Origin of the sequence: Leclercia sp. LSNIH3 (assembly GCF_002935105.1) — a bacterium.
In the GTDB taxonomy this organism is placed as follows: Bacteria; Pseudomonadota; Gammaproteobacteria; order Enterobacterales; family Enterobacteriaceae; genus Enterobacter; species Enterobacter adecarboxylatus.
In genome coordinates this window covers 103,448-129,613 of record NZ_CP026391.1, presented here as the reverse complement: position 1 = coordinate 129,613, position 26,166 = coordinate 103,448, and the positions used below count along the sequence as shown (strand labels likewise).

Sequence of the window (26,166 nt, the reverse complement as noted above, 5' to 3'; positions counted from 1 at the left end):
AAAAACGAGCCCTCGTCGCTAAGAGGCCTGTTCACGGCGTCCACATCAGAATCTCTTCAAAACTCATGAAATCCGTTATAGGTCAGGCAATCAATCAGCCAGATGCGAAGCTAGCAGGTCTCATTATCTCACAGGCAAAGCACCAACCATGCGGAGGGCATTCATTACTTCGTTAATACCAAACATTTCCTGTTCCGGCCATTCTTTCCCCGCTAATGAACATGCCGTGCAAGCTGAATTAAAACTATTAACGCGTTCACGATGCAGGGCCAGTAGTGCGACGACGATCAGCTCTCTTTCTTTTCCAACCAAATCTTGAATGCCCATAGTATGAATCCTAATTTGATTAACTTAATTGGCTATTTTACCCAGGGCATCACATAACTGTTATCCGGGCGCATCACAATGGTCCGATCCTTTTTATGTTCAATCGTCCATGTTTCCTGGCGTCGGAATTGCTTTGTCGCATCAACAACGATGACCGCGACAGTCTCAGAGTGATTCTCAATGAGGACGCAACCGCCCTCAGACGTAGTGTTGCCGTTAGCATCTGGGCATTGGCTGCTCCCGAATATAAGTGCTTCCTTGCCGTGGTCATCCATTCGCCAGCCCGGACTCATCACGATAGTCGGCTCCCTGAAAGGTCCATTCGTGTATTTCTGATACACTCCACTTTCCGTCGCACCATTTGCCAGGTCGCAACCTGACAGGCCCGCAGATAAAATAACAATGGTCGCTTTTAAATATCCCGTAAGGTAATTTGGCATTAGTGGTATCAACTCTGTCGGTTTTCAATAAAATGGTGGCGTGCAGTCAGCACATCTCAGAATGAGGTGCCTAACCAGGAAACACTGTCATCCGGTATAGGCTGGATTTTCCATCTATTCCTCGGTACCGAGGAAATCAGCCCAGCGAGCAGCCAGCCGGTCTGTATCCAGGTCATACACCAACGGGTTGAGCGTTTTGCCTTCAAACAGCTCTCCCGCCTCGATGCCCGGTTTAAAATGAACGGTGAGTGTGGACGGGTCTATACCCATCAGATCCGCGTCAAACAGCGCGTGCATTGTCGGCGTCAACAGGATGCCGTTCGAAGGGTTGTAGCGCGTCCCATGCTCGATATGAGCCGCTACCAGCACACCACCATTAACCCATCCCGTGACCGCACACCGACCCGCGAAATTCTCAACAAGGAGATTCTTGAATTTTGTCTGCGCTGCGCCGCTCCGCTGGGTCACAAAGCGCTCGCAAGGCTCTCCCTGAATGTCCACGTCAGGTTTTCGCTTCCGTTCGCTGGTGGCGTTCTCAGAGCGTTTTAACGGGATTCGTGGATAAGCCAGATTGTAGGCAGCGCCTGTGGTCATTTGTTCGATAACGGCCGGTGCATATCCATCCGCTTCGAGCTTACGGTAGGCGGCACGGTAGTCCTGCTGGGTTTTCACCGGAAAAATGTCGCCGCCGGTACCGTTACCGGGCGCGGAGATCTGTCGCACATACCGGAATATCTCCGAGTCAATCATCCACCAGCTGTTGTAGTTGAGCATGCAGCTCAGCAACCGTCATAACTTCAATTTGAGTTGTCATCAGATTTCCCTACTGAGTGATATTTAAGCAGGCAAGAACCATCCCACTGCCGAGCAAAACACAGGCCAGAAAGGTCGTACAAAGTTCCCACGCATCTCTGAGTCCTGAGCTGATGGCATTTATTTCATGATCGTCTGCCTGCTCAATGAGCCAGTCGACGTATTCATCGTGCTTTTTGTTAGAATCCATATTGGTTAGTGCTTATCATTTCCGGCCGTTCTGTGTGGCCGTCAGGAGGGTACTACTTACTTTTCTCATCTGACGGAAGGTATCGGAAAGTGTGCTGATCGGATGGCCTTCATTTCCTGCGGCCGCAGAATCACCGGCAACAAATTTCATGGCCACGGATACCTGATACGCCAGCCCAGAAAGAGCGGTATCGAACTGCTGAGCCTCTGAGCCAAAACGATAGGCATCCTCAACCGAGGCTCCTGTCAGCCATGCGTGTGCGATGAGTCTTCCTGTTTTTTCCGGGTTGTCGCGGGACACATTCGAACTGACGGTACTGCCAATAAGGTGATAAAGAAATCCGTCGCACCTCTCAGGGTATTCCCACATCGATTCACAGTACTCGTCATAGGCTCTCTGGATAGCGGCCGGGGACAACATGGACAGCTCCGGGTATATAGCCTGGAATTGCTGGTGGTATTCCGGATCGAGTTCGTCAACGTCACTGGATTTGAGCTCCAGCTGCTCCAGTCCGAACTCTCCCGCCCGGGGCCACAACGAGGCGAAACACTCCGGATTTCCCATGTACGCGCATGTCGCGGCGATAGCGTGGTTCCATTCCCACTCCGCTGATTTAACCTCGTTAAACAAAGATTCGGAAACCGGCGCGAAGCCACTGACAAAATCCGTGTTCCAGAGATGCGTGTAGGCACCGGGATTTTCATACACCGGCACATCCCATTCAGGCCGTGGGGGAAGACGGTCGAGTGTAAAGGGCTGGCGAAGGATCATGGACTGCCCCCGGTAGACAAAATCCCCCTCACCCTCGACAGGATTACCGAGAAGCAATCTGGTCGCATCCGCATTACAGGCGTCACGGTCAGGATATTTCCGGGGCAAATACGCATTGAAATAAGGGTGGTAGATCGCCTGACTATGGTCGGTATTATTGATCTCACGAGAATATGGCGCCGGGAAGACCGACCACTCCTCAATAGCCTCTGAGGCGGTCATTGTTGCCTGCGGAACGAGGTCTAAGGCTGTTGCCAGGTTATGGCCATTCTGTTTCACCAGTTGGACAAGTTTCTCGAACACGAAAACATTATCGCCATATACCTGATAGCTCACACCGGGGATACCGTCTATTGAGCGGAGCCTTTCGCGAATGACATCATCGTTCATATGATGATTGTGGAACTCATCCATACAAAAAAACCTACCAGCAGGTACTTCACGGCTCATAACGAATTCCTCACGGATTATTGAGACTCTACTTCAGACCGGTCTAAAGAGATGAAAGCGATGTACATCATAACATCAGCCAAGTCGGTGACTAATAGGTTGCATGACCTCATCATCAGTGTGAGATGTGCCCCACAGTCGTCTTACCCGTATCAACCTCCCTTGGTAGTTTGATCGGTCATATTGAAAGTCTGTTTGCGCTCTGTTGTAGGGGAAAAACAATCACGCTTTTTGCTTTCGCGCATCAAATGCACAACGCCTTTGCTGGCGTGCCCCAGATCAAACACAACGACCTGTCCAACCTCTATGCCCTGCCCAACCAGCTCCGGATCAATCATCATGACCTGGCCTAAATGCTCTGACTTTTGCTCAGTTCTAAACATAGTAACCCTCTCTTATTAAAAGCTAACGTTTATGGTGTAACTGAACTGGCGACTGCCATGAGTCAACAGCGTCAGATACATCATGAAGTTGCATGTCCTCATCCAACTAGTGCTTGTTAACTACAAAACATCGTGCCCGACATTAACAATGTGCAGCCATCAGTATCACGTATTTGACAATTGTGCCCTGGCAAGGCCGCCCGCGAATTTCGAGTAAACAGGAAGAAAATAAAAAGAAAACAAAGAGTTATAGCCTGATGTATACGCGCCGATCGGGAATCAGGCGAAGCCTGACCGCACGGAAGGGTCTGGCAGGGGGCATTAGGGATGAGGACATGCAATTGTGTTATCACGTCCGCACCAGCTGTCGTGGAAATCATCCCCGGCCGGTTAACCCGGTTTCGGATGTTCACCAGTTTTCCGGGTAGCAAGGCCAGCTCATCCAGACATCGAGCACCTCGGTATCACTGACCGCCGCAGCGTAAATCCCGGCACCCGGGAAGAAATAGACAGGCAGGCTGGCGGCGGGTGACGTGCTGTCATCCGTCAGGGAGCCGACAACCTCATGCGGCCCCCGGAGTAAATCACCCAGGTAGTCATCCGGCCTGATGCCGTTGCGGGATGCAGCCATCTCCACAAACTCCGCCAGCGGATGGCGGGTCGGATAACCCCTGAACACTTCATACGATGGCGAAACACATTCGCCGCTGGTGGACCGCCCCCAGTACCCGGCCAGTTGTTCCGGACCGAGTCCACAGGCATGTTGGGTGACCTGTGCTTTAAACTGTTCGAACGTATTCATTCCTGAAGTCCCTGTAGGGTATATTTGGCAAACCTCCCTGCCAGCGTCACTACCGGCAGGACACCGCATTGTCAGACGCGACCACCGGCTATGAACCGGCAAGACGTCAGTCGCCCGCCAGCCCGGGTGAGGTGGAATACAGTTTACCAGTTCCGGCCGACTGACTTTGCCGCCAGGAGACGCTAATTACACTATTATTGAATCTTTGCATCTTCGATGACCAATATCGCCCCGACGCTGAACGCTACTGGAATGCATCTCTTGCCACGATTGAAAGGATCAAACACACCTACCGCGCAAAAATCCGGAACTCCTGATCCAGTCTTTCGGCCATAACAGCCCAACGCTAATGTATGTCCATTAGCGTTGGGCTGTTATGATGGCTGTGCCAGTTTATATTACCGGACTGATCATGATAGGTACTCTGAGACCATGTAAGAAATGAACAACCCATTACTGCTTAAGGCGAGCAAGTAGATTTTGTTTACGTTTCCATGCCCGCCAGGCCCGTAACTCCCCAGCCCCCTTCAGAGCAATGAGAAATTTGTTGGTCCTTCAGTTGTTGCCACCTTACTGTCTTCGCAGGCCGTCAGGCAGACACTTTTAAGTCGGTGGTTGTAGAGGCCAATACGGGCGATTTCCTGGAGATAATCCCGTTCCTCCATCGTTAGCGACTGCCCTTCCTGTGATTTTGTGATCATGTCCTGCCAGTTCAGCAATTTCTCGTAATTCACATGCTCACTGGTGTCGAGACAATGCAGACGGAAGTAACGTATAAACAGCGGAAATTCATCAGTCTGGGCTATATTGGATGCTCTGACGGTGAGCCGACACAAACAAACGATGGTGTCCTGCTGCATTCTTATCAGCGTATTCATGCTCTGGGGTAAGATGTCCGGCAGCTTCATGTAGCAGTCGGAAAGACGCTGGAGAAGTGGTCCTGCTTCCGCAGGCTCACGGCCCTGATAAACCTTCAGGGGTTCAGTCCCCAGTTCCTGCATCATGGGATGATACAACCACTCTCGTGACTCCGTCTCATCAATGATAATTTTCTCGATACGTTCGCTGTAGGTTCCATCTCGCCTGCCAAGTTGTACCTGACTGATTTCGTATTCTATATCCGGCAGATCGATACGTAATGCTGCTACCATTTCCGAGGGATGGAGATGGTCGAACGTCAGCTTCCCGGCCACGCTGCGATCGGTATCAAGAAACACGGCGACACAGAGGTCGTTAACCTTCACAAACAGATCTGCCGTGGCGCCGAACATGCTTCCGCTGCCGCTTACCTCATCAAGTGGCACCTTCCCGCCTTCATAACCGGCCAGAAGATGCGGGAAACCGAGAAGATGTCTTTCCCGGACAACTTCAATAATTTTTCCCCGAATCGCCTCCATCAAGCCGTCACAATCACCGAAGAGGTCCGTGGTGTGGCTATAGTGCCAGAGTTTGACCTCACCCTGCCTGGCGATCAAATCCGTACGACACCCGGGGCAGATACAGTTGCATGCACTCCCTCTGCTTACTTCCGTGATGTCCAGATACCGTCCAGTTTCGCGATGGAGTCCGAAAGGAATCCCATAGGTATAGCTCTTTCGCATGTTATTTCCCCCGCAGCATACAGACATTCACTATATCGGACGAAAGCAGTATGACATTTCGATAAGAGGTCTTTTTTCATGAGTTTTTAAGTTGCTTTTATTACTGTGGCAGGGGCAAATGGATAAAGCGATGGCAATTCTATGCTGGTAAAAAGCTACTTTTCCGGTTGCCCGTCCCTCCACCAGCAGTGAGACTTATTAATACGGACGGAACCGGAATTAGTGAGCATTCCAACAGTGGGCTCACTTTCAGGACGAAAGCTGATTTAATATAAATACTGGACCCTACATTCAATGCAGTTTGTGTTGATCAATATAACCCATCATAAATTGCATAAGTTCCGGGTCACTCCGGGCAGAAAAAAGTACAGTCACTACGTTTTTCATCGCACTTGTCGCATTGCTGGCGTCAATAGCATTCTTGTCATTTATAATTGCATTATTCCCAATTTTATTAATCTGATTAATTACTTCATCCTCACTGATGCTTGTACTCCGGATTGAATCAAAAATCGGGTAGGCCTGCGCCGCATATTCAGTGAAGCGGACAGCATCAAGGCTCGATGCCAACGCCGCCTTTTCCTGTCGGGAATATACCGCCAAAGCGGTCTGACTCAGCAACTCCGAAGGCGTCTCGCAGGCCGCAGTACTGGTGTTCCCCTGGATCATGCCCATTCTGAAAAAATTCGAGACAACCTTGTTTATTTCATCATTCATTATCTGGCTGAAACCAACTTTTGGGTCTGAGGTAGTGAAATTTGCCCTGTAGTTCTCAAGCGCCAGAGAGGCAACCTCTGCGTTGCCCGTCTGAGTTGCGTTACAGGCGTAACGGTAACCTTCATCCAGTTTTTGACTGAACTCGTTTAGGCTCGCCGCGTTTAAATAAAAGGAGATGAATGGAAGAGTTAAAATTAATAAAGGTTTAATTCCCATGCGTTTTACCACAACAGAGCAAGTAAAGCATTTTAAGTGAAGTTATTACTTTTCTGATTAAACTAATTCCCAGAGGTGGTAATAAATAATTTAATAAATTTATATGTTCAACAGACGATTTCATAAACCTCTTTTTGTTAAACGTCGGCTGTATAATGGTTCCCGGGATTTTCATTTTACTGACGAACCAGGGTCCATACACTGGCGGGGACTTTATCGTAGAGTTTTTTCATTGTCAGTTCAGCTTTTCGATGGTCATATGCCCCGGAAATTTCTAGTGAAACTATACCAACATTCTTTTCACAGAGTCGTTCAAATACTTTTTCCAGTGTGTCAAATGAAGAGCACTTACGAAATTTCATCAAATACGCCTGTTTAGTTTCGGACATGGTCAACCTTAAGTTATTTTCAGCAAAAGTACAGTATCCCAATCTTATGTGGATTTGTTCCGGGAATCTAATTTTTTTTGCAACTATTTGACGTATAACTCCGGCTCGTTGCTGAACTGGCGGGCCCCCTTTTTTTGTTGCCCGGAACCTGTTCATAAGCAGGTACCGCAATGCTAAAATGGCTGTAAATAAAAACAGTGTATTCAGGTGGACACAATGAATAGCCAGCCAGTAACCAGACGGTTTGCAGACAACGATCTCCATCAACAATTGTCTACGGTTAAAGTTAATGACAAGCAACTGATGCGCCTCATCCGCTATTTTTCTCACCTGAAATACCATACGGCTAAGACGTATCTCCATTGGCTGCGTTCCTGGAATGAGTGGTATCAGGCAAATGCAGGAAAGGAGGTGAACGAAGATTGGCCCGCCAGCTCTCTCCCGGTGACTGAAACTCCACTGCTGGCCTATTTAGACCATCTTCAGAAGTCACTGTCACGAAGCAGTATTAAAGGGTGCCTGCATGCCCTGAACAGTATCCAAAGGAAAGCACTCGATCAGCCTGGGATCATCACATCTGAAGTGGGTTATATTCTTGCGGCCCTCGAACAGGCTGAAGCCCGAAAGCAGAAAGTTACCCGCCAGGCTACGCCATTCATGGTGACGGATCTAAAGGCATTGATTAAAGCACACAGTACGACGCAGTCGGTGCGCAAACTCCGCGACCTTTGCCTAATTTGGACAGGGTTTGAAACACTGCTTCGCTCAGCGGAGATCAGGCGAATTCGGATGGAAGACCTTGTGCTGGATGAAAAGACCGGCAGCTTTACCTTGACGGTATACCGGACAAAATCCACTGTCAGTACCCTGCTCACCTATCATCTGACCCCTAACCTCACAGCCACACTGAGAAGGCTGATGGGTATGGTCGGAAGGGATCAATACAGCCATCCGAAGGACTATCTCTTTCAGGCCGTTAACTTTCAGGATAACGGATATATGCCACCTGAATGGGGTTTACGAAGCCAGGGTAACGAAATCAATGCGCTGCTGAGAAACCATAACATGCCCTATCTGCCTACCCGAACCCCGCTCGGGGGAAATGGCGAACCCATTCCCGTCGAGGATGAGGGTATGCTTAGTAAGAACACGCTACTCCGGGCCTTTGAAGCGCTTTGGGAAGAGCTTCATCCGCAGGAAACGGGCACCCGATGCTGGACCGGTCACAGCGTCCGCGTAGGCGGTGCCATCGAACTTGCTCATGCCGGGTATACGCTCTTGCAGATCATGGAGATGGGTAACTGGAGCAACGCGGAGATGGTTTCACGCTATATCCGTAACATTGAAGCTGGTAAAAAAGCGATGACGCAATTCATGCGCGGAGCGCTGGATGAGTAGCGCCCATGCGGGCGCTGCTGAGGGTTATTTCTTACGGAAAGGATTAAACCGGTTCAGATCCTGAAGGGCGTCTTTCGGCGGCAGCATACCTGTGCGTTTCATTTTATAAACGCCGTTAAGCTTCATAGTTTGCACACCCAAGTTTAACAGTGCCACCAGCTTAAGCGTATACAGAAACGTGAATGCCGGGGCCATCTGGATAAAAATAAACAACAAACCGGCACACATCACCCTCAGCCACGCCGCATATTCCATGCTCAGCGGTCGCTTAAAATAATGGATTTCCAGTAATCCCACCGCCTTGTTACTGATCCACACCGCTGCCAGTGAGAGTAACAACACGATGCACACCATAATGCCCAGTTCCATGATCCTCACTCCCCGTCGTTTTTATATTTTGTGTTTCTGATTTGCCTGCTTTGGTTTTGTTTTTCGCCTTCTTTTTGGGTTTGATATGGTGGAACAGGAAACAATCCACCAGCACCCAGCCATTGGCATACCGGGCCAACAGCAATTTCTGCCCCGGATAATGAGCATGAAAAAGCATTTTCACATCGGCGGTATTCATGATCTGTTGCTTACGCTTCAGCTCCTCCTCAGGCATCTCATATTCCTGAATAAATGGTGATGACAACCGCTGGCGAAGCATACGAATAGCGCTGGCATTTTCATCGTGTTTAGCCAGACGGCCAAAACGCACAAGCGCCTTATGAGACACCTGGACAGGTCCCAGATGGGAATCAACCAGTTCATACTGCCAGAAATATCGCAGATCCACTTTCACCCAGCTGATACTGTCTTCCTGTGCAGCTTTCATTATGGTTCCCGACATCGGGACCATTGTCAGTTTGGTCAGACGTATGTGAATATAATCAGCCAGGGTCCTGAGGGACTCCGGTACATTATTGTTCAGCAGAAGCTGCTGAAGCCCCGGGGTCGACGTCTGCCAGCTCAGGTTGCGGCCGTCAGGTAAAAATTCAAAGTTTTGATCCGCTGGCGCCGATTTCGCATTGTTTTCCTTCCTCATGAGAAAGTAATGGCCACACAGTAACTCGGACCGTACCTTATCCTCTCCCGGGTCATGTCGGGCTTTACTGAGATCCACCGTCAATACAACACGGTTAATAGCGTCCTCGTGGTATTTTTTCACCCAGACACAGACACGATAAAGTCTCTCATCGAGCTTCTGGCTGGTAGTGGAGATCCATTGCATGCTTTTCTCCTCAGACCTTACTCATAATGAAAATGCCAAGATCCGCACCGGGTACAAGCTCCGTGTAGCTATGGTTGATCCTTCGTGCATTTGACGGTGCGTCATCCGACGCAGGCACCCAGTTCTGAAGACCTTTAAATGCTGGCTTTTGTCCAACAGCGAAAATGGGCAGTGAGGCTTTCACCACCTTGTAATCCGTCTCGGCGTATTTGCTACTTCCACGCTCCGTGCCTTCAGGACGGTATGAGAACAGATGCGCGATCGGAACCGGGAAGGTATTGGTCCGACAAAGACGTAACGCATCCCCGTCTTGTAGGACCTTTCTTTCAAGTAATGCCTTCGCCCTATCGATGTTCGCAACCACTGTCAGGTCAGTGGTCGCTGGCGATTTGACCGCTGCCGTACGACGCTTATCCAGCATCGCGATGAGCTCACTGGCGTTGGTTTTTACCTGGTTCCGGTTTAGTCGCCAGCAAAAAGTAACTTTTTTAAGCCGTGCCTCCACAAACATAATTTTGCGAGTAGACGCCACTGTCACAAGGCCGGGAAGTTTACGGTGAACTTCCTCAAAGCGGATGTGTTTCTGATCATTTACCCTTTTCATAGCTGAGGCAAAGTCAGTTTTGGCGTCGTTGATATCGCGAATAATTCTGCTCAGCAGTTCGGCACCCTCAGGAACAATAATCAGCCCCGGATATTTGGTCGTTACTTTCGTTGAATTCCTGCTGAGTACATCGATGTCATCGATACAAAAATCCTGAAATACACGGATAATGTCATCTACAGAGGCATCAGAAATAGTACTCACCTCAATTGGGGTAACCTCTTTCAGCCGCTCTTCGTGGCGCGTGACGGCCCCCACAGTCATCAGTTCCGCCATCACCGGCTGATGGTTATTCAGAAAGGCTCTGAGCTGTTCAATTCGCTCCAGAATCCGATCACGGTAGAAAGGTAAATTTTCACTGGACATTCATCACTCCGGTTTCAATAAAACAGCGCAACACCGTTACATCCTCAACCACTTCTGAAGATGCGATACGCAGCCGGTAGCTGTACTTTTCCAACACCTTCCGCAGTTCATCGGAATTGCCTGTTGTATAAAGGGGCAGAGGTTCAGCCTGCTGGCCGTCATGCCTGAAACAACGATTAAGGTCGGACAAAAGGCCAAAACTGACAGGCCTGTGTTGCAGATTGATACGCTGCCAGTCCAGCGGTACACCGAACTTCACCCACCAGCCCAGTCCAATAAGTTCATTTCGTATACTCTGCACATTACCCAAATCCGATACTGTAACATCCGGGATAACGCCATTACCTTCCACCAGCAAATGCATCACGCTCTTAAAATCAGGCTGACGACACTTTCTGGCTTGCTTCAGAATGGTTCGGATCGAACGCAAACACTGACGAGAATGCAAATTACGACGTTCAGCCGAACTAAGCCATCTGTTGATGAGTTCATTCGAATACGCCACCGGGCATTCCCCGAGGCCTGACCTTCCGTTTTCACGGACATACAACAGACAGGAGGTAGCTGCACTCACTACAGCGTCATATTTTTCATTCATGTTTACCCCCGTTAATATCAGAAATCTGGTTATCCGGAGTCAGGAACAAAGGCTGATAATGCAAGCGCCACGGATAATGTACCGTTAGGCCATCCGTGCCAATACGGTTCAGCCTGTAGCGGCCGTTCATTCGATCAACAGACCAAATGCCGGGAACTACAGGACGGCTCCACCGACAAACCGGTAAACCTCCGAGCTGAAGGGTATTCACCAGCCCTTTATCAATCTCGGTCACGCGTACCTTCAACAAGAAGCATAACCAGGGAGAGCACCAGATAAACAGCCAGACGGGCGCTAGGACAAACTTGTTTAGCAAATGCCCTGTCATCAACATCGCAGATAACAGCATAAAACTGATGATCAACCAAAAAACCATCCATCCTAACCAGGCTCGTGTCTCACAAAGTTTCCATTCCAACAGGTAAAGTCGCTTTTTCATCCAGAGCCCCCGGAACTCAGTGAATGACTGAGGTGTGCTGCATCAAAATAGGTGTGCGTGGCAAGATCTCGTTTCGCCACAGCTCTTGCGCTGACGTCCATCCATGGAGAATTCCGTTGCCACAGTGTGAATTGAACGCCATTACCTCATCATTTAGCTGATAGACAAGCCTGTCTGGCATCTCAAGGTACTCAGGCAGAGAAAGCAGTACGCCGTGGATCATTTCGCCAGTCAGCCTGGATAACGTCTCTTCTTCGTCGAGATTTACTGTTGGCATTGCAGATAGTGGGATAGAGAAACAGCAGAGATCCATACCCACAGCGTCATAACCAACATCAAAACCATCATCATTAAGCACAAATCGAAAGATAGCCTCAGGTGCCTGACCCAACTCGGGCATCGGTGCTTCAGGCACCTCTGTGCCGGTAAAATATTTTTCGGTCCAGTTGCTAAAGGGACTGGTAAACATCCAACAGAGCAGCGACAACGCAATGTCCGTTTTGAGTACTCGTTTCGTGCCAGACGCTCCAAAAGGATGAAGATTGCTTTTCATGATTTACCTGTAGATTGCTTTATTTACAGCTATTTAAACACATTCCGGATTTTCCCCAATAGGTTGCAAAACGCTAAAATTCGCAGATGCTGGTCCCCTTCTGTTTTAGTCGATGCTCAAGATAGATGCTGGCCAGATCGAGAGGATGATTTTCTTCGAGGCATGCCCGAACGAGATCTTCAGTTGATACAGATTCCAGTCCCCGGGTTTCAAGAATTTCTTTCGCCGTCGTCAGCGCCCGGGAGGCACTTCGACTTAACTGAATTTTCACCTGAGAACTGCTTTCACACAGGGTGTCAGCTGGTACGGTCTGTGAATCGGTATTGTACATAGGGGTATCACTCCATATCAGGGATCGAATGAAAATTGACTGCAAGAGACGTCTCTGGTTCACCGTTTTCCACAGTGCTTAGCCAGGTTCGGGCAGGAAGTTGTTGCTCACAGAGAAGCAGGTAACCTTCGCCCATAAGATGCTTTTGTCCCAATGCATGCAGTAGATCCCCTGAATATGGACCCAGAGCAGTTTGGGTATAAAACAACGCGCCTGCGGGTATTTTTTTAGACAACATGCTCATTAATACGATCTTCTCGTCCTCATTTTCGGGTAAAACGAGGATTATCCTGAACCCCTTGTTAACGTGTGATTGCAGACCTGCAACCAGCGACCGAAACCTGAGCGCATAAATGACCATCCTGAATCGGGTCATTAACAGTGTTGTAGCAGCAAAAATAACGACGACTGAGCCGAATTTTGACCGGTAAAACCACCAGTTCAGGCCACCGGCCACAATCAAAACAACCAGAAGCACAATGCTTCCGTAAAAAAATGCAGCCGGGAAACGGGTTCTTTTTCCTTCGAGGAGCGCCGACGCCATTATTACGCCCGTGATGCAGTACACAACCCAGTCATAGAACGATTCAGTCATCATTAGGTGCTTGTGTCTCGTATTGTTATAAAATCGGACGCCTGCCTTTATAAAGCCCTCAGCAATCGTGTCCCATACAGCCATAGACTTCGCTAAAATTGTCGCAACTGTCTGTTGTCACAAAGAGTTCCCCACGGCCTAAACGACGCTGTAGATCGGCCTTTACTTCAGCTGCCGGTTTGAGAAAAAGATACTCCAGCTGTGAGTCACTTCCCGAAGAAAGCAGCAACTCAATACTGAAATCAACATGCCGATAAGAGAACTGGCTTTGGTCGTGGGAAAAGACCGAGTTCACAGGGATATTGCTCAGACTTATGGTGGCAGGCATAGTCACTCCTTTGTTTTAAACAGTATACAAATCTCTATCGTTCCATTTTTCGGATAAGAGACCTATTTTCGCGAAACTAAAACAAAGTAAGTAAATTTTATTTATGCAGTCTCCAGCATGTAGACTGATTGCGGCCGGAAACGGAAACACGTGTCAAAAAATTGAAACTAACCGGAGCAGGAAAGGAAGCAGCAGAAAGAGTGTCATTTTGGATTGGAGTTGATGCGGAAGGTAACGGATGGTTTATGAAGAGCTGTGACCGGAGAGCAATGCAGTTAATCATATCGGTCAATGAGTACGTTGAAATATAGCGGATTAAAGAACAGATTTGAGGAATAAAAAAAGGCACGGATAACCGTGCCTTCTTGGGAGTATAAAAAACTGAAGATATAAAACTATCTTCAGCACTCATGCCGCAACGGAGACTTTAACCTCTGTAGCGGGGATGAGTTTACGTAATGTGGAGAATACTTCATAAATTAGATCCTGACGGTCATGGATTTTAACCCGGCCACCAGTCAATTCAGATACATTCACCCCTTGGTAAAGTTCATTAACGACTTCACCATCTTGATCAAGGACTCGAACATGAGCAACCATATGAAAGTAAGATTTTGCAGCATAACTTTCATAAATATCAATAATCGATTCATTATTACGACGTAAAACTACTTTGCCGGACGGCAGCGTTGTTTCATCCATATAACAATCGGTTAATTGATCGTCGAAATCGTCCTCTTGAAGTGAAATATGCAGACTCAGTTCGTCGGTAATTCGACGTGAATATGAATACTCACTAAATGTATAAGCGGCCATGCTTATATCACTGAAAGTGCGATAAGCATCATGAAGACCGGATGTTATTTCATCTGATACATAGTTGATAAGCCCAATAAAATGCGTATTCCAGAATTGTTCCAGTGCAAAACGGGCGATTAAAACCTGTCCATCAACTTCCATCAGTTTTTTGTATTCTTCACGATCATAGCCACCAGGTTGTGTGCTATCCGCAGAAAGACTTAGGATATCACAACAGACATCATCGTATTCAAAGCGGCTAGTCGCGTAGTGTTTACCAGAGATATCCAGATACTGACCGGAAACTTGGTCGAAGACCTCAAGGAAGTAAACCAGGCGCTTCTTGAGGGTATTAGCATCCAGTCCATCCAGTTGAGTAGCATTAAGCGTTTCCGCATAATGGTCCACAGACTGTCTTAATTCACTGGCTGATATACTGCAAGAAAAAGAAACCTCGTCGCCCTGGCAGTGAGAGACATTGATATGAATCTCTGTCTCATCAAAATCAATGCCAATGTCTGCCAGTACTGCACGAACGTAGTTTTGATTATCAGTATAATTAGTCATTTTCACTTCCTCAGGAAAATTGAAAGGAAGTGCCCCATAGGGGAGCAACTTCCCCAGTGGGTGGATAAAAATATGTTTTTCTAAATCATTCTATCCTGCCAGTTAAACAGGAAAGTGAACGCAATCATTTAGTCGAACAAAGTTACTTTTTACGATGAGGTGAGAATGAGGACCGGTTAAACACCGTCCCGAAACTCTTCAATCGCTTCATGGATCAACGCTGCTCTGTCACAGATTTGTACTCGGCCACAAGGTCCCACAGAAGAGAAGGTTCCGTGCGAGGATTCACACTTAACACTCCCATCACTGCCAGTGAAACGAACGTTCATCATAACCGGCACATCGTGTCCGGAACTTACGCAGGTATAAAGACGAATGAGTTTTTCATCATCGCAATACGCCCCCGTCGTGCCTTCAGACTCATTGAAACCAATGTAAAGATCAGGCATGCAAGCCGGGTATTCATCAGTGTTCAGCTCAAGATGCAACATCAGTTCATGATTTACACGACGGTGATATTGATATTGACCTAAACTATGAAATGAATTTTTAACAGACTTGATAACCTGAAGAGAATTAAATAGACACTCTGTTATTTTTTTCTCAAACTCATAGATAAAGTCGCCAAAATCAGAATGGAAAAATTGCTTCAGTGCATACCGGGCAATAAGAACTTTCCCGTCAACACTCATTCTATTCTGATAAATTTCCTTTCTGAGACCTTTCTGAAATTCATCATATTCAGGCAACGATTCTGAGGCCGCCAATATTGATGTTGCTATATCGAAAAATTTCATAGTGCTATGCGCATTATGATAACCACGAATTGTTATTTTCTGAAACCCAGACTTTTCATATACTTTAAAAAGGTATTTGATTTTATTCCGGAGAACTTCGGTTTCAGAATACGGCGCTTTATGTTTTATCAACTCTTCGATATATGAATCAAGATAGAATAACAAATCATCAGTCGCCACTTCTGCTTTGAATGAGAGTTGTTCAAAGAAATTAGACTTATCAAACAGTTTAATATCCTGTTGAATTACTGTCAGACCAAGTTGTTTTTTAAGCATGGCGCTAACAAAATTTATATCATCGTTTTCATTAAACATATCTACTTCCTCTTGAAAGAATAAAGGAAGCATCCCCTAAAGGGATTGAGCTTCCCTTAGGGTTATTTATTAATTACATGTAAAGCAGATCATCCGAATGCTCTGGAGCATACGAATTGATTTGCTTAAGCGAGTTATTTATAGCCTTTCTGTACAGCGATGAAGAATGCGATTGAACCATTTTGTACTCAGTGACGAGAAGAGGTGAAGTAAAGCAACCTAGATTCGCGTCGAGAGTTAAAGGGCCATCGTTGCAAGATTCAATAACAGCGTAAATGCGCCGCTTCATCACCCTACCCGACAGGTAACGATTAACATGGTTCAGGAACTTGTCAGCCCCAGAAATACTACTCACATCCCAGTTGGCAGAAATTATCTGGTCTGCAACTGAAACGGGTACCGGTTCAACTACTATCTGAGTATTGATTTGATGGTCAACACTGAAGAACCTGGTTAACACTTGTGGAACTGAACTTTCCGCAACCTTTTCTGTAACTGCGAAAATAAGCGGAAGAACCTGAGATAAGCGTGACCGTAACTGGCCATGAAGATGGCTGATGAAATTGTGACCGTTTTCAACCATACCAAGGATTAAATCCTTGTCTGCATTGCTGGAACGATAATAGACATAGTCCAGTTTTTCACGGTTCACACCTTCATTCAGCCAGTCTGGCTCAACATCAACAAGACGCAGGTGAGCTGCTGACACTGAAACCTCAAACTGCAAGGTTTCAAGAGTGACCGGCCCAGCCTTCAACAACGCAGCTCCTGAGCAATATTGTGCAACAGGATGGTTATCCACGTCAGGGCCCCATAAAGGCTCCCAGTCGCGCAGATAACGCATTAAATGCGGTTTTAAAGTCCGGACTGGAATATCAACCTTCACAACAAGACTCTGAATGACTCCGGTTTCCAGATTGACACTTTGGATCGCAGCACCTTCAAAACCCATCTTCACCAGCATCGCTTCAATTAATTTATAAATAGCTTTCATTTTATTGCCCTCGGTTAAGAGGGAATTCTCCCCAAGGGAAGAGTTCCCTCAGGGATTAGATAAGTTGAAAATAAGTTTTAATACCCGTAACGAATAGCGTGTTGTCTTTCTTGAAGGTAGGCTTCGTATTCATCTTTTCCGGATGCGAAGCACTCTTTAACAAAGACACCGCAAAACATTTTAAGATCATCTCTGGCATGCATTTCTTTATCTGACATGACTTTAGCATAATCAGACGTGTCGATATCCGCTAAGCGCCAACCGTACTTCATGTAAACACGATTACTGTGGGCAAAGCCTTTAAGATAGCGGCGTGCATTTTTGATGATCTGACGACTACCAGACATGTCGGATGACAAAAAGTCAGGTGCGATCATCGTTTCCAGAATATCAACTGGCAACCCCTTACAAAATATTTGAACATTATAACTATTGTAACAGTCATGATATTTAAAGTCCTTTATAAGACGGTCAGGTTGGTCAGTTGTTATCTTATTTAAAACATCAAGTGCTAAACGAATACCTTCCTTCATAGTTTCATGTAATTCTACATTCACAAATGAAAAGAAGGGACTCAGTCCTTCTTTGTACGTGAGATAGTCTTCACCAAAACGTCCATGTCGAGTTAAATGCAGCAATCGTTGCTTGTTATATTCACTATCAGTCACGTCGTAACTACCACCGCGCTGTAGAGTGAATCCTTCCTTGACAGTAACCGGGAATCTAATATGGTCAATAAAGAAAGACCGATTCTGCTTATTTTTCACTACATCTAACTGACGTTTAACACAATCCGTAATGTTCTGGTCTTCGAACCCAGGGAACGGGATATCTAAAAATATTGAACTGTATGCGTTAGCATACGAATGAAGAAAATCAAATGAAACATCGGCGTCACAGCGTATACCAGTAAATTTACCGTCACAACCAGTTAAGCAGATAACATTGCTGACCTTCACAGCGTGATTGCGTGACATCAGAAATGCATTAATGATTTTCTCGATAATTTTCATGTAATCCTCTCGTTATAAAAAGGGATTACGCCCATCAGGGGAGTAATCCCCAGATGGGTAGTGTTAATCAGAAATCAGAAAGACCTAAATCTTTATTTCGCCCTGATATCGTGGAAGATATAAGACGATTTACTCGTTTCTGTATACTGTATTCAGACGTCTCACTTATAAAAAGTGGTAATGACTTACCAAGAGACTGTCCATTTCGATAATAGTGACAGACTATATAACCATGTCTCCACCCTGTACTGATATAAGACTTAACACATTTGATAAAACCCGAAGCTGCCGCTTCTGTTCGTAAAGAGGTAAATGATTTCAGATACCGGTCCATTGAACATAGTGCAATAGCTTTAAGAGTTACCTCCAGCATTTCATTCCCGTACTTCACTCTCTTAATTAACTGATCTTCATTACGGTGCAAGAATGCATTCCGCAGTCCGGCAATCAGTATTAAAACTTCTCTGAGTAAAGTACAGAGTCTATTACGCACATATCTCATGAAGTCATCAAAATATAAAAGCCAGAAACAAGCAGCCTGGCTAATCAAGAGATCATGGGAACAAGCTAGCATCTTAGCCAGCTCGATATCTTCGGAACGAAGAGAAAAGTTACTTTCCTCAAACCGTTGTTGCTTTGAATTACACGTATAGAGTTCTATCCATACAGAGATAAATTCAAGCGATTCCATGTCTTCGCAGAGCAATTCAGCACTGCTGATACACTGCTGAAGTTCAAGGCCGATATCATACGATACCGGACAATCTTTCAGAGTCTCGACATAGTCAGGGACGAACCGCGATAAATGCGTTGTTTTCAGGTACAGGCTGAGATGCACTTGTGTCAAAGGATTTACAAGAGACTGTACAGGCATCTCAGTAATGGAAACCGGTACAACACCATCCTTTATCAGAACTGCATTGACAAGATCTGTAGCTAATTTCATAAGGCCTCCAGGTTAAATGCTGAGGGCCCCCCCGATGGGATTGGCCATCAGGGATGTAGTTAAAATATGTGATATGTTTATGCGCAAAGAGCTATGACATTGTCGATATAACTGACAAGAGATGGTCGCTCATCCTTTACTGCAAAATGACGAAGTCCATCCAGATTATATGCCGGTAGAAAATCGGCATAACCACGGGTACGAAGATCATCAACCACAAGTTTTAAATAATCAAATCTTCCAAGAGAACCTCTCAATGGGGGCCTTCCCGGTTTGGACAAAACTTCTAAAGCTTGTTGCCACGTGATATCTTCCGCTTTTCCTGTAGCAAGATTAAAATGCACATAAATGAATGCTTTATAATCTCCACGACAGGTAAGATAGTAATTCGGAAAAAAATATTTATCACAGCGTAACAAACATGTACCTGAAGGGCGAATTACATACAACAGGTTTTTGTCCTTATCTATTATGCTGTGTTTTAAAATCGTAAGGTCAACTTCACTATCATGAAGATAATAGCATGATGATGGTTGCTCAACGATACGAGATGAAATCACAGCAGCAAACTTATTAAATAAGTCTTGATTTTCAGTTTTCATAACAATGCTCTCTTATATTAAACGATGAGCATCACCCTAACGGTAATACTCCCGTCAGGGGTTTTGAGTTATATGGATATACCACGTCATACAACCGACCGTAGCCAGATGTACCGCACATTTATTTAACTGAGCAAGCATCTCAGCCGTAAAAAAAACCTGAATAACAGGTGATTTTCACGAAGGAAATCTAATTATCTGTTTAGTATTTATGAAATTAAACACTAAAGAGATAACCCCCCCCGACCTAAAAAGGCGGGGGAGTTATCGGGTTTAAAGCTGAGCAAGACATTCAGGAGCCCATTTTACTGGGAAGCCATCAGGTCCTGTTAATTTCAATACTTCGTTCCAGTCGATTCCTTTCGTCCCTTCAGGAATATCGAAATCTGGTTCAAAGACTTTAATTGTCAGCTCTGAAGTGGGATATCGCTTTGCAAAAAACTCTTCCATTCGGGCCTGAAGTCGTATTGCTGACTCCATACCCGGGCAAGCGCCTCTTGAATTCACAACATCCTTATCCGCCCAGACGTAAAACTGTATTTCTTTCACATCCGGAGGAGGCAGTAGACTATCCGGCACTTCAACGTTTTCAAGACACCAGGCAGAGCTCGCAGCCCAACACGGTGTTGAAGTCGCTTCAGTTACTGACAGCGCGTTTTCTATGCCTTCAGCCACACCTAACGTCCAGGTACGGGTACCTGAGTTGTAGTGTGGGTCGTACAGCTGAATTGAGCCGCCGGTCATATCGGCAGGCGGTTTCATCATCAGTTTCGGATTCTCTACCCGAGCCTTATCACCATTTTTCTCTACGAACGTTCTATGGATTGTCAGAGGACGTCCCCGTGTATCACGATAAATTGCGATCATTCCCGGGTAAGTTGACGGTTTCTCTAGTGACTTATCCATATAGTAAAGTCGGTTGTTCAGACCAAGATCCTTAGGCAGATTACTCAGAATTCGTTTAAGACCACGATTTCGGAGATACATGCCCACAGGACTCCCTGGCTTGATTTCACCTGTATAGTGATATAACACTTCAAGTTTACGCAGCCGTTTTTCAACTTCATCGCTATCAAGCGTTTCGGTTGCACGAACTGTTGATTTATAACGCCGTTCACTTTCGAGATCCGCATCAGTTAACGGAGCGTACAGATCCATACCAAAGAAATCAGTCAAGATCTTCTTACAAGTCTGGGTTTTGCTCAACTTGTAATACTCTGCCAGCACATCAATACCGTCACAAAATGCATTCACAGGGAAATCATTGTGAATAGCACAACCGGTATAGAGGTCTTTTTTTCGGAAACGGAACTTTGATTTCCCGTCCCCGGTGAAGGGGCAAGGAACCTGGCTAGGTGCTTTATCACAATCATCTTTAAATGCCGGTATTCTATCGAATACATAGCGCCAGCCAGAGGCTTCCGCAACACGAGCGTGAACCATTTTAATAAAGTGCTCAGATACTTCATGTGGTGTACGCTTAACAGCCGGTGATGCATAAGTCATTTTGTTCTCTCTTATCTGGCATTGTGGGTTTCTCAATGCCCTCTGCGATGCAGAAAACAGGGAGAAACCCACAACGCAGAATCTAAGAATAAGGGCCATAATGGCCCTTAACAATTACGCTTCAGACTTGAAGCCATTATTTTCAAGACGCTGGATAAAACCATCAACCATTGATGTTGCCATTTTTACATTACCCTCCGGTATAGATACATCCCGGAGAATTACTTCTTTTGGCAATTCACTTTTGACAACTTCACCCATGCGACCAAAAATACGGACACGATGCATCATCCCGACTTTTTCATACTCGACACGGTAAGTCTTTATCTGAGTCATATATTGCTCCTTAATCCTTCAGGGAGCAAAACGACCCAACCGGGCGTCATTTTGCCCCGATTGGGTAGAGTTAATTAGATAGAATTTGATGTACTAATTTACTGACCACATTCGGCAGTAAAGAAATATCATCAACATTTACGAAGGTGCCCTCATCAAAACCAATTAACTCATCAGTTTTAATGCCTACACCAGCGATTTCAATACCGTTACTTTCAGCTACCGTAAGAACATCACTAATGGTGTAATCAGACTCTGTCGGATAACCATCAGTAATAAGGAAAACAATTTTCCTGTCAAACTGGCTTTCAAGTAACAATTCTACAGCAGCCATTAAGGCGGAACCCGTTGGGGTATTATTCCCTTTACAGCCGAGTGAAAATTTTGAAAGCGTCTCTTCCGCGTTTTCATCAAACGTTTTGATAACTTCAAAGTCTTTGTCGACAAACGGATAAATCACATTAGCAACGTGCATTTTTGAATTAGCTTCAATCGCCAAAGTTAATGCAAGGTCAGTCTTAATTGCGTGGATATAACGGTGATCCAGAATCATAGAACCTGAAATATCACGAACAATAACCAAGCCGACGTGGCCCCGGTTTTTAGATTCGCTTTGCGACCGGAATACATCCCTCACACCCATCGGAGACTGGATCAATCGATTAATGTCGAATGACAAGCCTCTATCACGGGTTTTAAATTGACCACGCATTTTTACCTGCTGTAAAACAGATAAGTCTGCCCCAAGAGTCTGACTGATATTTAATGCTTCATTGTAGACATTCAGATCAATAAGCAAATCTGGAAGATCCCACTCATTTGCACCAAATTCAGCTTTAACCTCATCCGACACACTGGCAGCAATTACGGAGATTTCATTTGCAAGAGCCTCATGAAAATCTTCACTTTCCTCATCGCTGTTAAGAAAATCATCCAGCAATTTGGCAAGGATACTCCACTGCTCAGGAGAAAAGTTACTTTCCCCATCGGAAGGATTTCCATTGGAACTGTCGATTTGGGAAGGAGTTCCGTCAGCATCATACGAGTCAGGGTTAGCCGATTCATCGGTTTCGGGCTCTCCATCAGGTTCACCGTTACCGCTCTCAGCACTTTCTTCATCCCCTTTAGATTGCTCTGACGGCTCATTATCTTCCATAGGTGCTTTACCATTACCAGCATCATCGTCTTGCTCTTCGGAATCTCCATCCCCTTCACCCTGGTTGTCACCATTGGTTTCGGAATCAGGTTCATTCTCAGAGCCAGATGAATTGTCTGTGTCGTTTTGCGGGTCTTTATTCTGATCCTCTTCTTGCTGTTTCTCTTTGGCTTCATCCCGTAAACGCTCTAAAAGAGCCAAGGTTTTACGCGCCAGAGAATCGCAATTTTGCGTACTTTTGCAACTTAGAGCCTGATGAATAATCTCATCAACTTCTAAAATTACAGGCTCAAGGATTTTCTTTGCATAATCGAAAAATGGATCAAGCGTTTCTTTATGCCCTTCTTGCTGGAGAACGTTAACCCGCAATGTATTAAGCAGGAACATTTCAATAAACTGAACAGGGTTTTGAGGGCTTGAAGAAACATCAACCGTCATTCGCCCAGCTTCAACCATCAAGGCATAACTTACCGCGAGGCGCTTTTTTGCCTCCTGATAGTTAATACCCGTTTTCTCTTCCATCTGGACATCATCAAAGAGATTAATAAGTCCATGTAGACGGTAAGCCCTGGCATATGCGATTTTCTTTTGTTTAAGGGTTTGAAATTCAGCGTTCAGCTTATCATCTATACTGATGAAGCCATCTGCATTAATCAGTTCCCCAACAAAAGCTTCACGGTATACTTCATGTTCTGTATAGCGACCGTGTCCAGCTTCATGACATATAAACCCTTCAATTAGCTTGACGAATTTCTCATCGCTATAATCACCATTAGGTAATACACAAACGTTCTTTTCGCTGTTGAAATAAGGTGTATGTACCTTATTGTCTATTACAACATTAAGACCACTTATACCGCTTATCACGCTGGCTATATTCGTCAGGCGTTGAATATGGCGGGGTGAAGATTTCAAATCAAATTTCATTTGAGTACCTTTAATTAATAAAGGGTACTCACCCAGATGGTGAAGTACCCATCTGGGGTTATTTTTACAAGACTAAATCACCAGCCGTTCAGTTCGAGTTCGCTGTTAAAAGCACTATTACTACCACTGGCCTGAAGGGAAACATCTTATTCAGGGACAACAGCAGACAAAGGTGCAGTTACTGCGTTTTTCTCAACTTCTTCAAGCGGATCTTCTCTGAACACATTTGCTGAAGAAAAAACATCATCCTCAAAAGCATTCTGAGAGTTAGCCGTATTATCCTGTGAATCAATATTGAATGACCGGGTAATGGAATCCAGCCAATCTGTTACTTTCTGCTCACCAGAAATAATACGTTTCAGCATTGACGCATCACTCATGAAATAGAACCATTGCTTTAACACCGCAACATCACGGGGAGAAGAAATGGCGCCTTTGGGTAAATTATTCATGACGTGCTTGATAGCTTCTGCAAGAACAACCGCCTCTTTATGAATGAACATAAAGCTAATGATTTTATCTTGCATCTGTTTTAATCGGTCAATCGTGCTGGAACGCAAATTATCATTTTTACTGATTTTTGCATAAACCTTCATAGCTTCATCGGCCAAATCGATTATCAGTTGTTCCTGATAAAAGTCCTGTGTTTCATCCCCCTCCACACTAATCGGTGAAAACGGAATGAAATGCGCCAGATTAAACCGGAATGATTTAATAAAATCATCTTTCGTTAATTTCAACTGGTCGATTAAATCTGACATCAACGGACTGCGATCTTTCTCAGCCTGAATATGAGTGTCATAGTTATCAACCACATTCTGGATACCGGCTTGAAATTCACGTTCAATTTCTTGTGCCTCTTCCAGAAACTCCTCCATTCTTTCGACAGGCAAAATCCACATATTGCTATAGCGGATACACAACCGTGAACAGAGTGTTGAAATTCGACTAGTGATAGTGCTTTTGAAACTCAGTGCCTTTATGTCTATCCAGCGAACTTCACTTTTAGACACGCTCTTCTGGTCCGTTATATCATCGCCGCCATAGGACAGTTCGATTTTATCGGTACGCCGAGAGCCCTGACAACCACTGATTTCGATTTTTGTTATAACAGCACCTTCCAACAAATCAGGATGTGCTTTTACAAAGTTATCACAGATTTGCTTAGCGGAAACTTTATTAAGTTTAGAAGTATTGAAAGTCATAGGTTTTCTCCAGATTAAAAAAATGGGAAAACCTCCCTGTCGGGAAAGATTTCCCGATAGGGTTAAGATTATTACTTCTCAAGTGTTGTTAAAAGAATTCCAGGAAATTCACTCTCGACAGACGTCGATTGAATACTTCCTTGATACATGAATCCTTTTGATTCAAGGCCCTTAATCATGGCTTCCATATCTTTGTCACAATCTTGATAACAAATAAATGAATAGTCATTATTGTGCTGCTTAAGACCTATATATTGATTTCCTTCCTGTGCAATCGCGAAAGTTTCATCCCCGTCTGCACTCAAAAAACCGTAAAACGAAAGATGAGCAAAGTCTGTCACAAGGCATTCAGCCTTCTGATAACTCGTCCCATCTATAACTACTTTTTTGCAGTGTAATACTCCATTGTACGGTTCTTATCGTCACCGAGTTTTAAATCGATGGCTTCCAGCACCATACCACTGGCATGTGCAGGCAGAGCCGACGCAAAAGCAATTTTAAACGTATCCAGTAAGGACATGGTCTTTAACGTCATCGACGTTCCAACCCATGCCACAAGCTGACGAATATCCATTACACTGTCTTCAGTTCCTATGTTGTTTACTGCAACGGCTACCGAAACGAATTTTTCAATTACCAGCATAGGCAGGCTATTGTAGCGTTTAAGCAAAACGTTGGTTAATGCAACCTCTGAAGGCCTTTCCATCTCCACAATCAGGAAGCGTTTAATAAACGCTGCATCCTGCCGCTGTGATGAAACGAACTTACGAGATCCCCCACTCATGTTTGTGTTTGCTGTACCCATAAACCGCGTAAACTTATTGGCATTAACCACTTCGCCACCGTTGGCGGCTAGTGACCAGGGCTTACGCTCTATAGGCATATGCAGCTTCGCGGCGGTATCAGGGTCAATCTTGTCCACTTCATCCAGAAGAATGAGGTGGCCTTCCTGAAACGCCGTTACAAGCTCGCTGGGCACAAAACTGGTGTTTCCGTTAATGAGACTACGCTCACCTTCAAGTTCATCAGCACGAATATTACTGTTGATTTGCTTTATGGTTAGCGGCCAATTCAGCATATGGCTAATGTACATTGCCATTTCAGTCTTACCAGAACCAGACTCCCCTTTCAGGCATACACTTAAATCTATATCGTTACTTACGAGCAATTGTACTACTTGCTCAAGTATACGAGCATTCGGTATATAATCCTTATTCAGGTTTGCACGATGTGGAGATAAACGTTTAAATACTGGAACTATCATATCCTCGGACATTTCAGGAATACCAAACAAATCTTTGGCCTTAACCAGGTAATATTGTTCCTTATTCGCATATGCTTTTGTAGATATAACATTTGCGGGTAACAGATTACCAATATTTTCTTCCAGTAATGAATTTTCGGTTTCTAATATAGTTGCGGCGTTAGTCATTTTTAAAACTCCGGTAAAATGCAAACACCGCCCGCTGGCAGATGTTTG

Annotated in this window: 31 protein-coding genes; 1 reads left to right on the top strand and 30 read right to left on the bottom strand. The window is 45.4% G+C overall.

Features of this window, described 5'->3' with window-relative positions:
* Window positions 1-123: 123 nt before the first annotated feature.
* The 9 genes from C3F35_RS25340 to C3F35_RS25295 all read right to left on the bottom strand — a co-directional run bounded on the left by C3F35_RS25340 (window position 124) and on the right by C3F35_RS25295 (window position 7,099).
* The gene (locus C3F35_RS25340; RefSeq protein WP_022652195.1) at window positions 124-327 is read right to left on the bottom strand and encodes a hypothetical protein; all 204 of its coding nucleotides are present in this window, start codon (window positions 325-327) and stop codon (window positions 124-126) included.
* A gap of 32 nt (window positions 328-359) precedes the next feature.
* Window positions 360-767 (bottom strand): hypothetical protein, encoded by a 408-nt coding sequence (locus tag C3F35_RS25335; protein WP_015063157.1) that lies wholly within the window; start codon window positions 765-767, stop codon window positions 360-362.
* Between the two features lie 114 nt (window positions 768-881).
* Window positions 882-1,517: an HNH endonuclease gene (locus C3F35_RS25330; RefSeq protein WP_327062019.1), complete on the bottom strand. Its 636-nt coding sequence runs from the start codon at window positions 1,515-1,517 to the stop codon at window positions 882-884.
* A gap of 268 nt (window positions 1,518-1,785) precedes the next feature.
* Complete coding sequence (locus C3F35_RS25320; RefSeq protein ID WP_015063155.1) at window positions 1,786-2,991, bottom strand: hypothetical protein; 1,206 nt, start codon at window positions 2,989-2,991, stop codon at window positions 1,786-1,788.
* 152 nt (window positions 2,992-3,143) lie between these two features.
* A complete protein-coding gene (locus tag C3F35_RS25315) occupies window positions 3,144-3,374 on the bottom strand; it encodes a hypothetical protein (protein WP_022652194.1) in 231 nt (76 codons plus the stop codon).
* A gap of 409 nt (window positions 3,375-3,783) precedes the next feature.
* Window positions 3,784-4,176, bottom strand: a complete 393-nt coding sequence (locus tag C3F35_RS25310) for a hypothetical protein (RefSeq protein ID WP_022652193.1) — start codon at window positions 4,174-4,176, stop codon at window positions 3,784-3,786.
* 527 nt (window positions 4,177-4,703) lie between these two features.
* Window positions 4,704-5,777, bottom strand: coding sequence for a competence protein CoiA family protein (locus C3F35_RS25305; protein WP_022652192.1), 1,074 nt, complete (start codon window positions 5,775-5,777; stop codon window positions 4,704-4,706).
* A 291-nt stretch (window positions 5,778-6,068) separates the two neighbouring features.
* Window positions 6,069-6,710: a hypothetical protein gene (locus C3F35_RS25300; RefSeq protein ID WP_015063153.1), complete on the bottom strand. Its 642-nt coding sequence runs from the start codon at window positions 6,708-6,710 to the stop codon at window positions 6,069-6,071.
* Window positions 6,711-6,886: 176 nt separating this feature from the next.
* Window positions 6,887-7,099 carry an Hha/YmoA family nucleoid-associated regulatory protein gene (locus tag C3F35_RS25295; RefSeq protein ID WP_022652191.1) on the bottom strand — a complete coding sequence of 71 codons (213 nt, stop codon included), beginning with the start codon at window positions 7,097-7,099 and terminating at the stop codon, window positions 6,887-6,889.
* A 216-nt stretch (window positions 7,100-7,315) separates the two neighbouring features.
* Between C3F35_RS25295 and C3F35_RS25290 the strand changes: the two genes are divergently transcribed.
* Window positions 7,316-8,497 carry a tyrosine-type recombinase/integrase gene (locus C3F35_RS25290; RefSeq protein ID WP_015063151.1) on the top strand — a complete coding sequence of 394 codons (1,182 nt, stop codon included), beginning with the start codon at window positions 7,316-7,318 and terminating at the stop codon, window positions 8,495-8,497.
* A gap of 24 nt (window positions 8,498-8,521) precedes the next feature.
* On the opposite strand, the gene C3F35_RS25285 is transcribed toward C3F35_RS25290, so the two are convergent.
* The 21 genes from C3F35_RS25285 to C3F35_RS25180 all read right to left on the bottom strand — a co-directional run bounded on the left by C3F35_RS25285 (window position 8,522) and on the right by C3F35_RS25180 (window position 26,118).
* Window positions 8,522-8,866, bottom strand: a complete 345-nt coding sequence (locus C3F35_RS25285) for a hypothetical protein (RefSeq protein ID WP_015063150.1) — start codon at window positions 8,864-8,866, stop codon at window positions 8,522-8,524.
* On the bottom strand, window positions 8,802-9,710 hold the full coding sequence (locus C3F35_RS25280; protein ID WP_022652181.1) for a hypothetical protein: 909 nt from the start codon (window positions 9,708-9,710) through the stop codon (window positions 8,802-8,804). The genes C3F35_RS25285 and C3F35_RS25280 overlap by 65 nt, the downstream gene beginning before the upstream one ends.
* A 10-nt stretch (window positions 9,711-9,720) precedes the next feature.
* Window positions 9,721-10,680: a DNA replication terminus site-binding protein gene (locus C3F35_RS25275; protein WP_022652180.1), complete on the bottom strand. Its 960-nt coding sequence runs from the start codon at window positions 10,678-10,680 to the stop codon at window positions 9,721-9,723.
* On the bottom strand, window positions 10,670-11,278 hold the full coding sequence (locus C3F35_RS27200) for a hypothetical protein (RefSeq protein WP_015063147.1): 609 nt from the start codon (window positions 11,276-11,278) through the stop codon (window positions 10,670-10,672). Before C3F35_RS27200 ends, C3F35_RS25275 begins: the two co-directional genes overlap by 11 nt.
* Window positions 11,271-11,717, bottom strand: a complete 447-nt coding sequence (locus tag C3F35_RS25260; protein ID WP_015063146.1) for a hypothetical protein — start codon at window positions 11,715-11,717, stop codon at window positions 11,271-11,273. The genes C3F35_RS27200 and C3F35_RS25260 overlap by 8 nt, the downstream gene beginning before the upstream one ends.
* Before the next feature lie 16 nt (window positions 11,718-11,733).
* The gene (locus tag C3F35_RS25255) at window positions 11,734-12,270 is read right to left on the bottom strand and encodes a hypothetical protein (protein ID WP_015063145.1); all 537 of its coding nucleotides are present in this window, start codon (window positions 12,268-12,270) and stop codon (window positions 11,734-11,736) included.
* A 73-nt stretch (window positions 12,271-12,343) separates the two neighbouring features.
* Window positions 12,344-12,601 (bottom strand): hypothetical protein, encoded by a 258-nt coding sequence (locus C3F35_RS25250; RefSeq protein WP_015063144.1) that lies wholly within the window; start codon window positions 12,599-12,601, stop codon window positions 12,344-12,346.
* A gap of 7 nt (window positions 12,602-12,608) precedes the next feature.
* Window positions 12,609-13,145 (bottom strand): hypothetical protein, encoded by a 537-nt coding sequence (locus C3F35_RS25245; RefSeq protein ID WP_223203164.1) that lies wholly within the window; start codon window positions 13,143-13,145, stop codon window positions 12,609-12,611.
* Between the two features lie 109 nt (window positions 13,146-13,254).
* The gene (locus C3F35_RS25240; RefSeq protein WP_015063142.1) at window positions 13,255-13,524 is read right to left on the bottom strand and encodes a hypothetical protein; all 270 of its coding nucleotides are present in this window, start codon (window positions 13,522-13,524) and stop codon (window positions 13,255-13,257) included.
* 408 nt (window positions 13,525-13,932) lie between these two features.
* Window positions 13,933-14,889 carry a hypothetical protein gene (locus C3F35_RS25235; protein ID WP_022652178.1) on the bottom strand — a complete coding sequence of 319 codons (957 nt, stop codon included), beginning with the start codon at window positions 14,887-14,889 and terminating at the stop codon, window positions 13,933-13,935.
* 176 nt (window positions 14,890-15,065) lie between these two features.
* A complete protein-coding gene (locus C3F35_RS25230) occupies window positions 15,066-16,001 on the bottom strand; it encodes a hypothetical protein (protein ID WP_022652177.1) in 936 nt (311 codons plus the stop codon).
* A gap of 73 nt (window positions 16,002-16,074) precedes the next feature.
* The gene (locus C3F35_RS25225) at window positions 16,075-16,995 is read right to left on the bottom strand and encodes a hypothetical protein (RefSeq protein WP_022652176.1); all 921 of its coding nucleotides are present in this window, start codon (window positions 16,993-16,995) and stop codon (window positions 16,075-16,077) included.
* Window positions 16,996-17,072: 77 nt separating this feature from the next.
* Window positions 17,073-18,008 carry a hypothetical protein gene (locus tag C3F35_RS25220; protein WP_015063138.1) on the bottom strand — a complete coding sequence of 312 codons (936 nt, stop codon included), beginning with the start codon at window positions 18,006-18,008 and terminating at the stop codon, window positions 17,073-17,075.
* 67 nt (window positions 18,009-18,075) lie between these two features.
* A complete protein-coding gene (locus C3F35_RS25215) occupies window positions 18,076-18,954 on the bottom strand; it encodes a hypothetical protein (RefSeq protein ID WP_015063137.1) in 879 nt (292 codons plus the stop codon).
* 77 nt (window positions 18,955-19,031) lie between these two features.
* Entirely contained in the window at window positions 19,032-19,556 is a 525-nt protein-coding gene (locus C3F35_RS25210; protein WP_022652175.1) for a hypothetical protein, read from the bottom strand.
* Between the two features lie 273 nt (window positions 19,557-19,829).
* The gene (locus tag C3F35_RS25205; protein ID WP_103793445.1) at window positions 19,830-21,062 is read right to left on the bottom strand and encodes a DUF7146 domain-containing protein; all 1,233 of its coding nucleotides are present in this window, start codon (window positions 21,060-21,062) and stop codon (window positions 19,830-19,832) included.
* Window positions 21,063-21,176: 114 nt separating this feature from the next.
* The gene (locus C3F35_RS25200) at window positions 21,177-21,398 is read right to left on the bottom strand and encodes a hypothetical protein (protein ID WP_015063134.1); all 222 of its coding nucleotides are present in this window, start codon (window positions 21,396-21,398) and stop codon (window positions 21,177-21,179) included.
* A 70-nt stretch (window positions 21,399-21,468) separates the two neighbouring features.
* The gene (locus tag C3F35_RS25195; RefSeq protein WP_022652174.1) at window positions 21,469-23,481 is read right to left on the bottom strand and encodes a vWA domain-containing protein; all 2,013 of its coding nucleotides are present in this window, start codon (window positions 23,479-23,481) and stop codon (window positions 21,469-21,471) included.
* A gap of 146 nt (window positions 23,482-23,627) precedes the next feature.
* Window positions 23,628-24,686: a DUF3150 domain-containing protein gene (locus tag C3F35_RS25190; RefSeq protein ID WP_233211681.1), complete on the bottom strand. Its 1,059-nt coding sequence runs from the start codon at window positions 24,684-24,686 to the stop codon at window positions 23,628-23,630.
* Window positions 24,687-24,757: 71 nt separating this feature from the next.
* Window positions 24,758-25,027 (bottom strand): hypothetical protein, encoded by a 270-nt coding sequence (locus C3F35_RS25185; protein WP_032610391.1) that lies wholly within the window; start codon window positions 25,025-25,027, stop codon window positions 24,758-24,760.
* 38 nt (window positions 25,028-25,065) lie between these two features.
* Window positions 25,066-26,118 (bottom strand): ATP-binding protein, encoded by a 1,053-nt coding sequence (locus C3F35_RS25180; RefSeq protein ID WP_022652173.1) that lies wholly within the window; start codon window positions 26,116-26,118, stop codon window positions 25,066-25,068.
* Window positions 26,119-26,166: the final 48 nt, after the last annotated feature.

Bases quoted from the DNA above. Each gene is read 5' to 3' on its own strand.
- C3F35_RS25340 (WP_022652195.1), bottom strand. From the start codon at position 327: ATGGGCATTCAAGATTTGGTTGGAAAAGAAAGAGAGCTGATCGTCGTC.
- C3F35_RS25335 (WP_015063157.1), bottom strand. From the start codon at position 767: ATGCCAAATTACCTTACGGGATATTTAAAAGCGACCATTGTTATTTTA.
- C3F35_RS25330 (WP_327062019.1), bottom strand. From the start codon at position 1,517: ATGATTGACTCGGAGATATTCCGGTATGTGCGACAGATCTCCGCGCCC.
- C3F35_RS25320 (WP_015063155.1), bottom strand. From the start codon at position 2,991: ATGAGCCGTGAAGTACCTGCTGGTAGGTTTTTTTGTATGGATGAGTTC.
- C3F35_RS25315 (WP_022652194.1), bottom strand. From the start codon at position 3,374: ATGTTTAGAACTGAGCAAAAGTCAGAGCATTTAGGCCAGGTCATGATG.
- C3F35_RS25310 (WP_022652193.1), bottom strand. From the start codon at position 4,176: ATGAATACGTTCGAACAGTTTAAAGCACAGGTCACCCAACATGCCTGT.
- C3F35_RS25305 (WP_022652192.1), bottom strand. From the start codon at position 5,777: ATGCGAAAGAGCTATACCTATGGGATTCCTTTCGGACTCCATCGCGAA.
- C3F35_RS25300 (WP_015063153.1), bottom strand. From the start codon at position 6,710: ATGGGAATTAAACCTTTATTAATTTTAACTCTTCCATTCATCTCCTTT.
- C3F35_RS25295 (WP_022652191.1), bottom strand. From the start codon at position 7,099: ATGTCCGAAACTAAACAGGCGTATTTGATGAAATTTCGTAAGTGCTCT.
- C3F35_RS25290 (WP_015063151.1), top strand. From the start codon at position 7,316: ATGAATAGCCAGCCAGTAACCAGACGGTTTGCAGACAACGATCTCCAT.
- C3F35_RS25285 (WP_015063150.1), bottom strand. From the start codon at position 8,866: ATGGAACTGGGCATTATGGTGTGCATCGTGTTGTTACTCTCACTGGCA.
- C3F35_RS25280 (WP_022652181.1), bottom strand. From the start codon at position 9,710: ATGCAATGGATCTCCACTACCAGCCAGAAGCTCGATGAGAGACTTTAT.
- C3F35_RS25275 (WP_022652180.1), bottom strand. From the start codon at position 10,680: ATGTCCAGTGAAAATTTACCTTTCTACCGTGATCGGATTCTGGAGCGA.
- C3F35_RS27200 (WP_015063147.1), bottom strand. From the start codon at position 11,278: ATGAATGAAAAATATGACGCTGTAGTGAGTGCAGCTACCTCCTGTCTG.
- C3F35_RS25260 (WP_015063146.1), bottom strand. From the start codon at position 11,717: ATGAAAAAGCGACTTTACCTGTTGGAATGGAAACTTTGTGAGACACGA.
- C3F35_RS25255 (WP_015063145.1), bottom strand. From the start codon at position 12,270: ATGAAAAGCAATCTTCATCCTTTTGGAGCGTCTGGCACGAAACGAGTA.
- C3F35_RS25250 (WP_015063144.1), bottom strand. From the start codon at position 12,601: ATGTACAATACCGATTCACAGACCGTACCAGCTGACACCCTGTGTGAA.
- C3F35_RS25245 (WP_223203164.1), bottom strand. From the start codon at position 13,145: ATGGCGTCGGCGCTCCTCGAAGGAAAAAGAACCCGTTTCCCGGCTGCA.
- C3F35_RS25240 (WP_015063142.1), bottom strand. From the start codon at position 13,524: ATGCCTGCCACCATAAGTCTGAGCAATATCCCTGTGAACTCGGTCTTT.
- C3F35_RS25235 (WP_022652178.1), bottom strand. From the start codon at position 14,889: ATGACTAATTATACTGATAATCAAAACTACGTTCGTGCAGTACTGGCA.
- C3F35_RS25230 (WP_022652177.1), bottom strand. From the start codon at position 16,001: ATGTTTAATGAAAACGATGATATAAATTTTGTTAGCGCCATGCTTAAA.
- C3F35_RS25225 (WP_022652176.1), bottom strand. From the start codon at position 16,995: ATGAAAGCTATTTATAAATTAATTGAAGCGATGCTGGTGAAGATGGGT.
- C3F35_RS25220 (WP_015063138.1), bottom strand. From the start codon at position 18,008: ATGAAAATTATCGAGAAAATCATTAATGCATTTCTGATGTCACGCAAT.
- C3F35_RS25215 (WP_015063137.1), bottom strand. From the start codon at position 18,954: ATGAAATTAGCTACAGATCTTGTCAATGCAGTTCTGATAAAGGATGGT.
- C3F35_RS25210 (WP_022652175.1), bottom strand. From the start codon at position 19,556: ATGAAAACTGAAAATCAAGACTTATTTAATAAGTTTGCTGCTGTGATT.
- C3F35_RS25205 (WP_103793445.1), bottom strand. From the start codon at position 21,062: ATGACTTATGCATCACCGGCTGTTAAGCGTACACCACATGAAGTATCT.
- C3F35_RS25200 (WP_015063134.1), bottom strand. From the start codon at position 21,398: ATGACTCAGATAAAGACTTACCGTGTCGAGTATGAAAAAGTCGGGATG.
- C3F35_RS25195 (WP_022652174.1), bottom strand. From the start codon at position 23,481: ATGAAATTTGATTTGAAATCTTCACCCCGCCATATTCAACGCCTGACG.
- C3F35_RS25190 (WP_233211681.1), bottom strand. From the start codon at position 24,686: ATGACTTTCAATACTTCTAAACTTAATAAAGTTTCCGCTAAGCAAATC.
- C3F35_RS25180 (WP_022652173.1), bottom strand. From the start codon at position 26,118: ATGACTAACGCCGCAACTATATTAGAAACCGAAAATTCATTACTGGAA.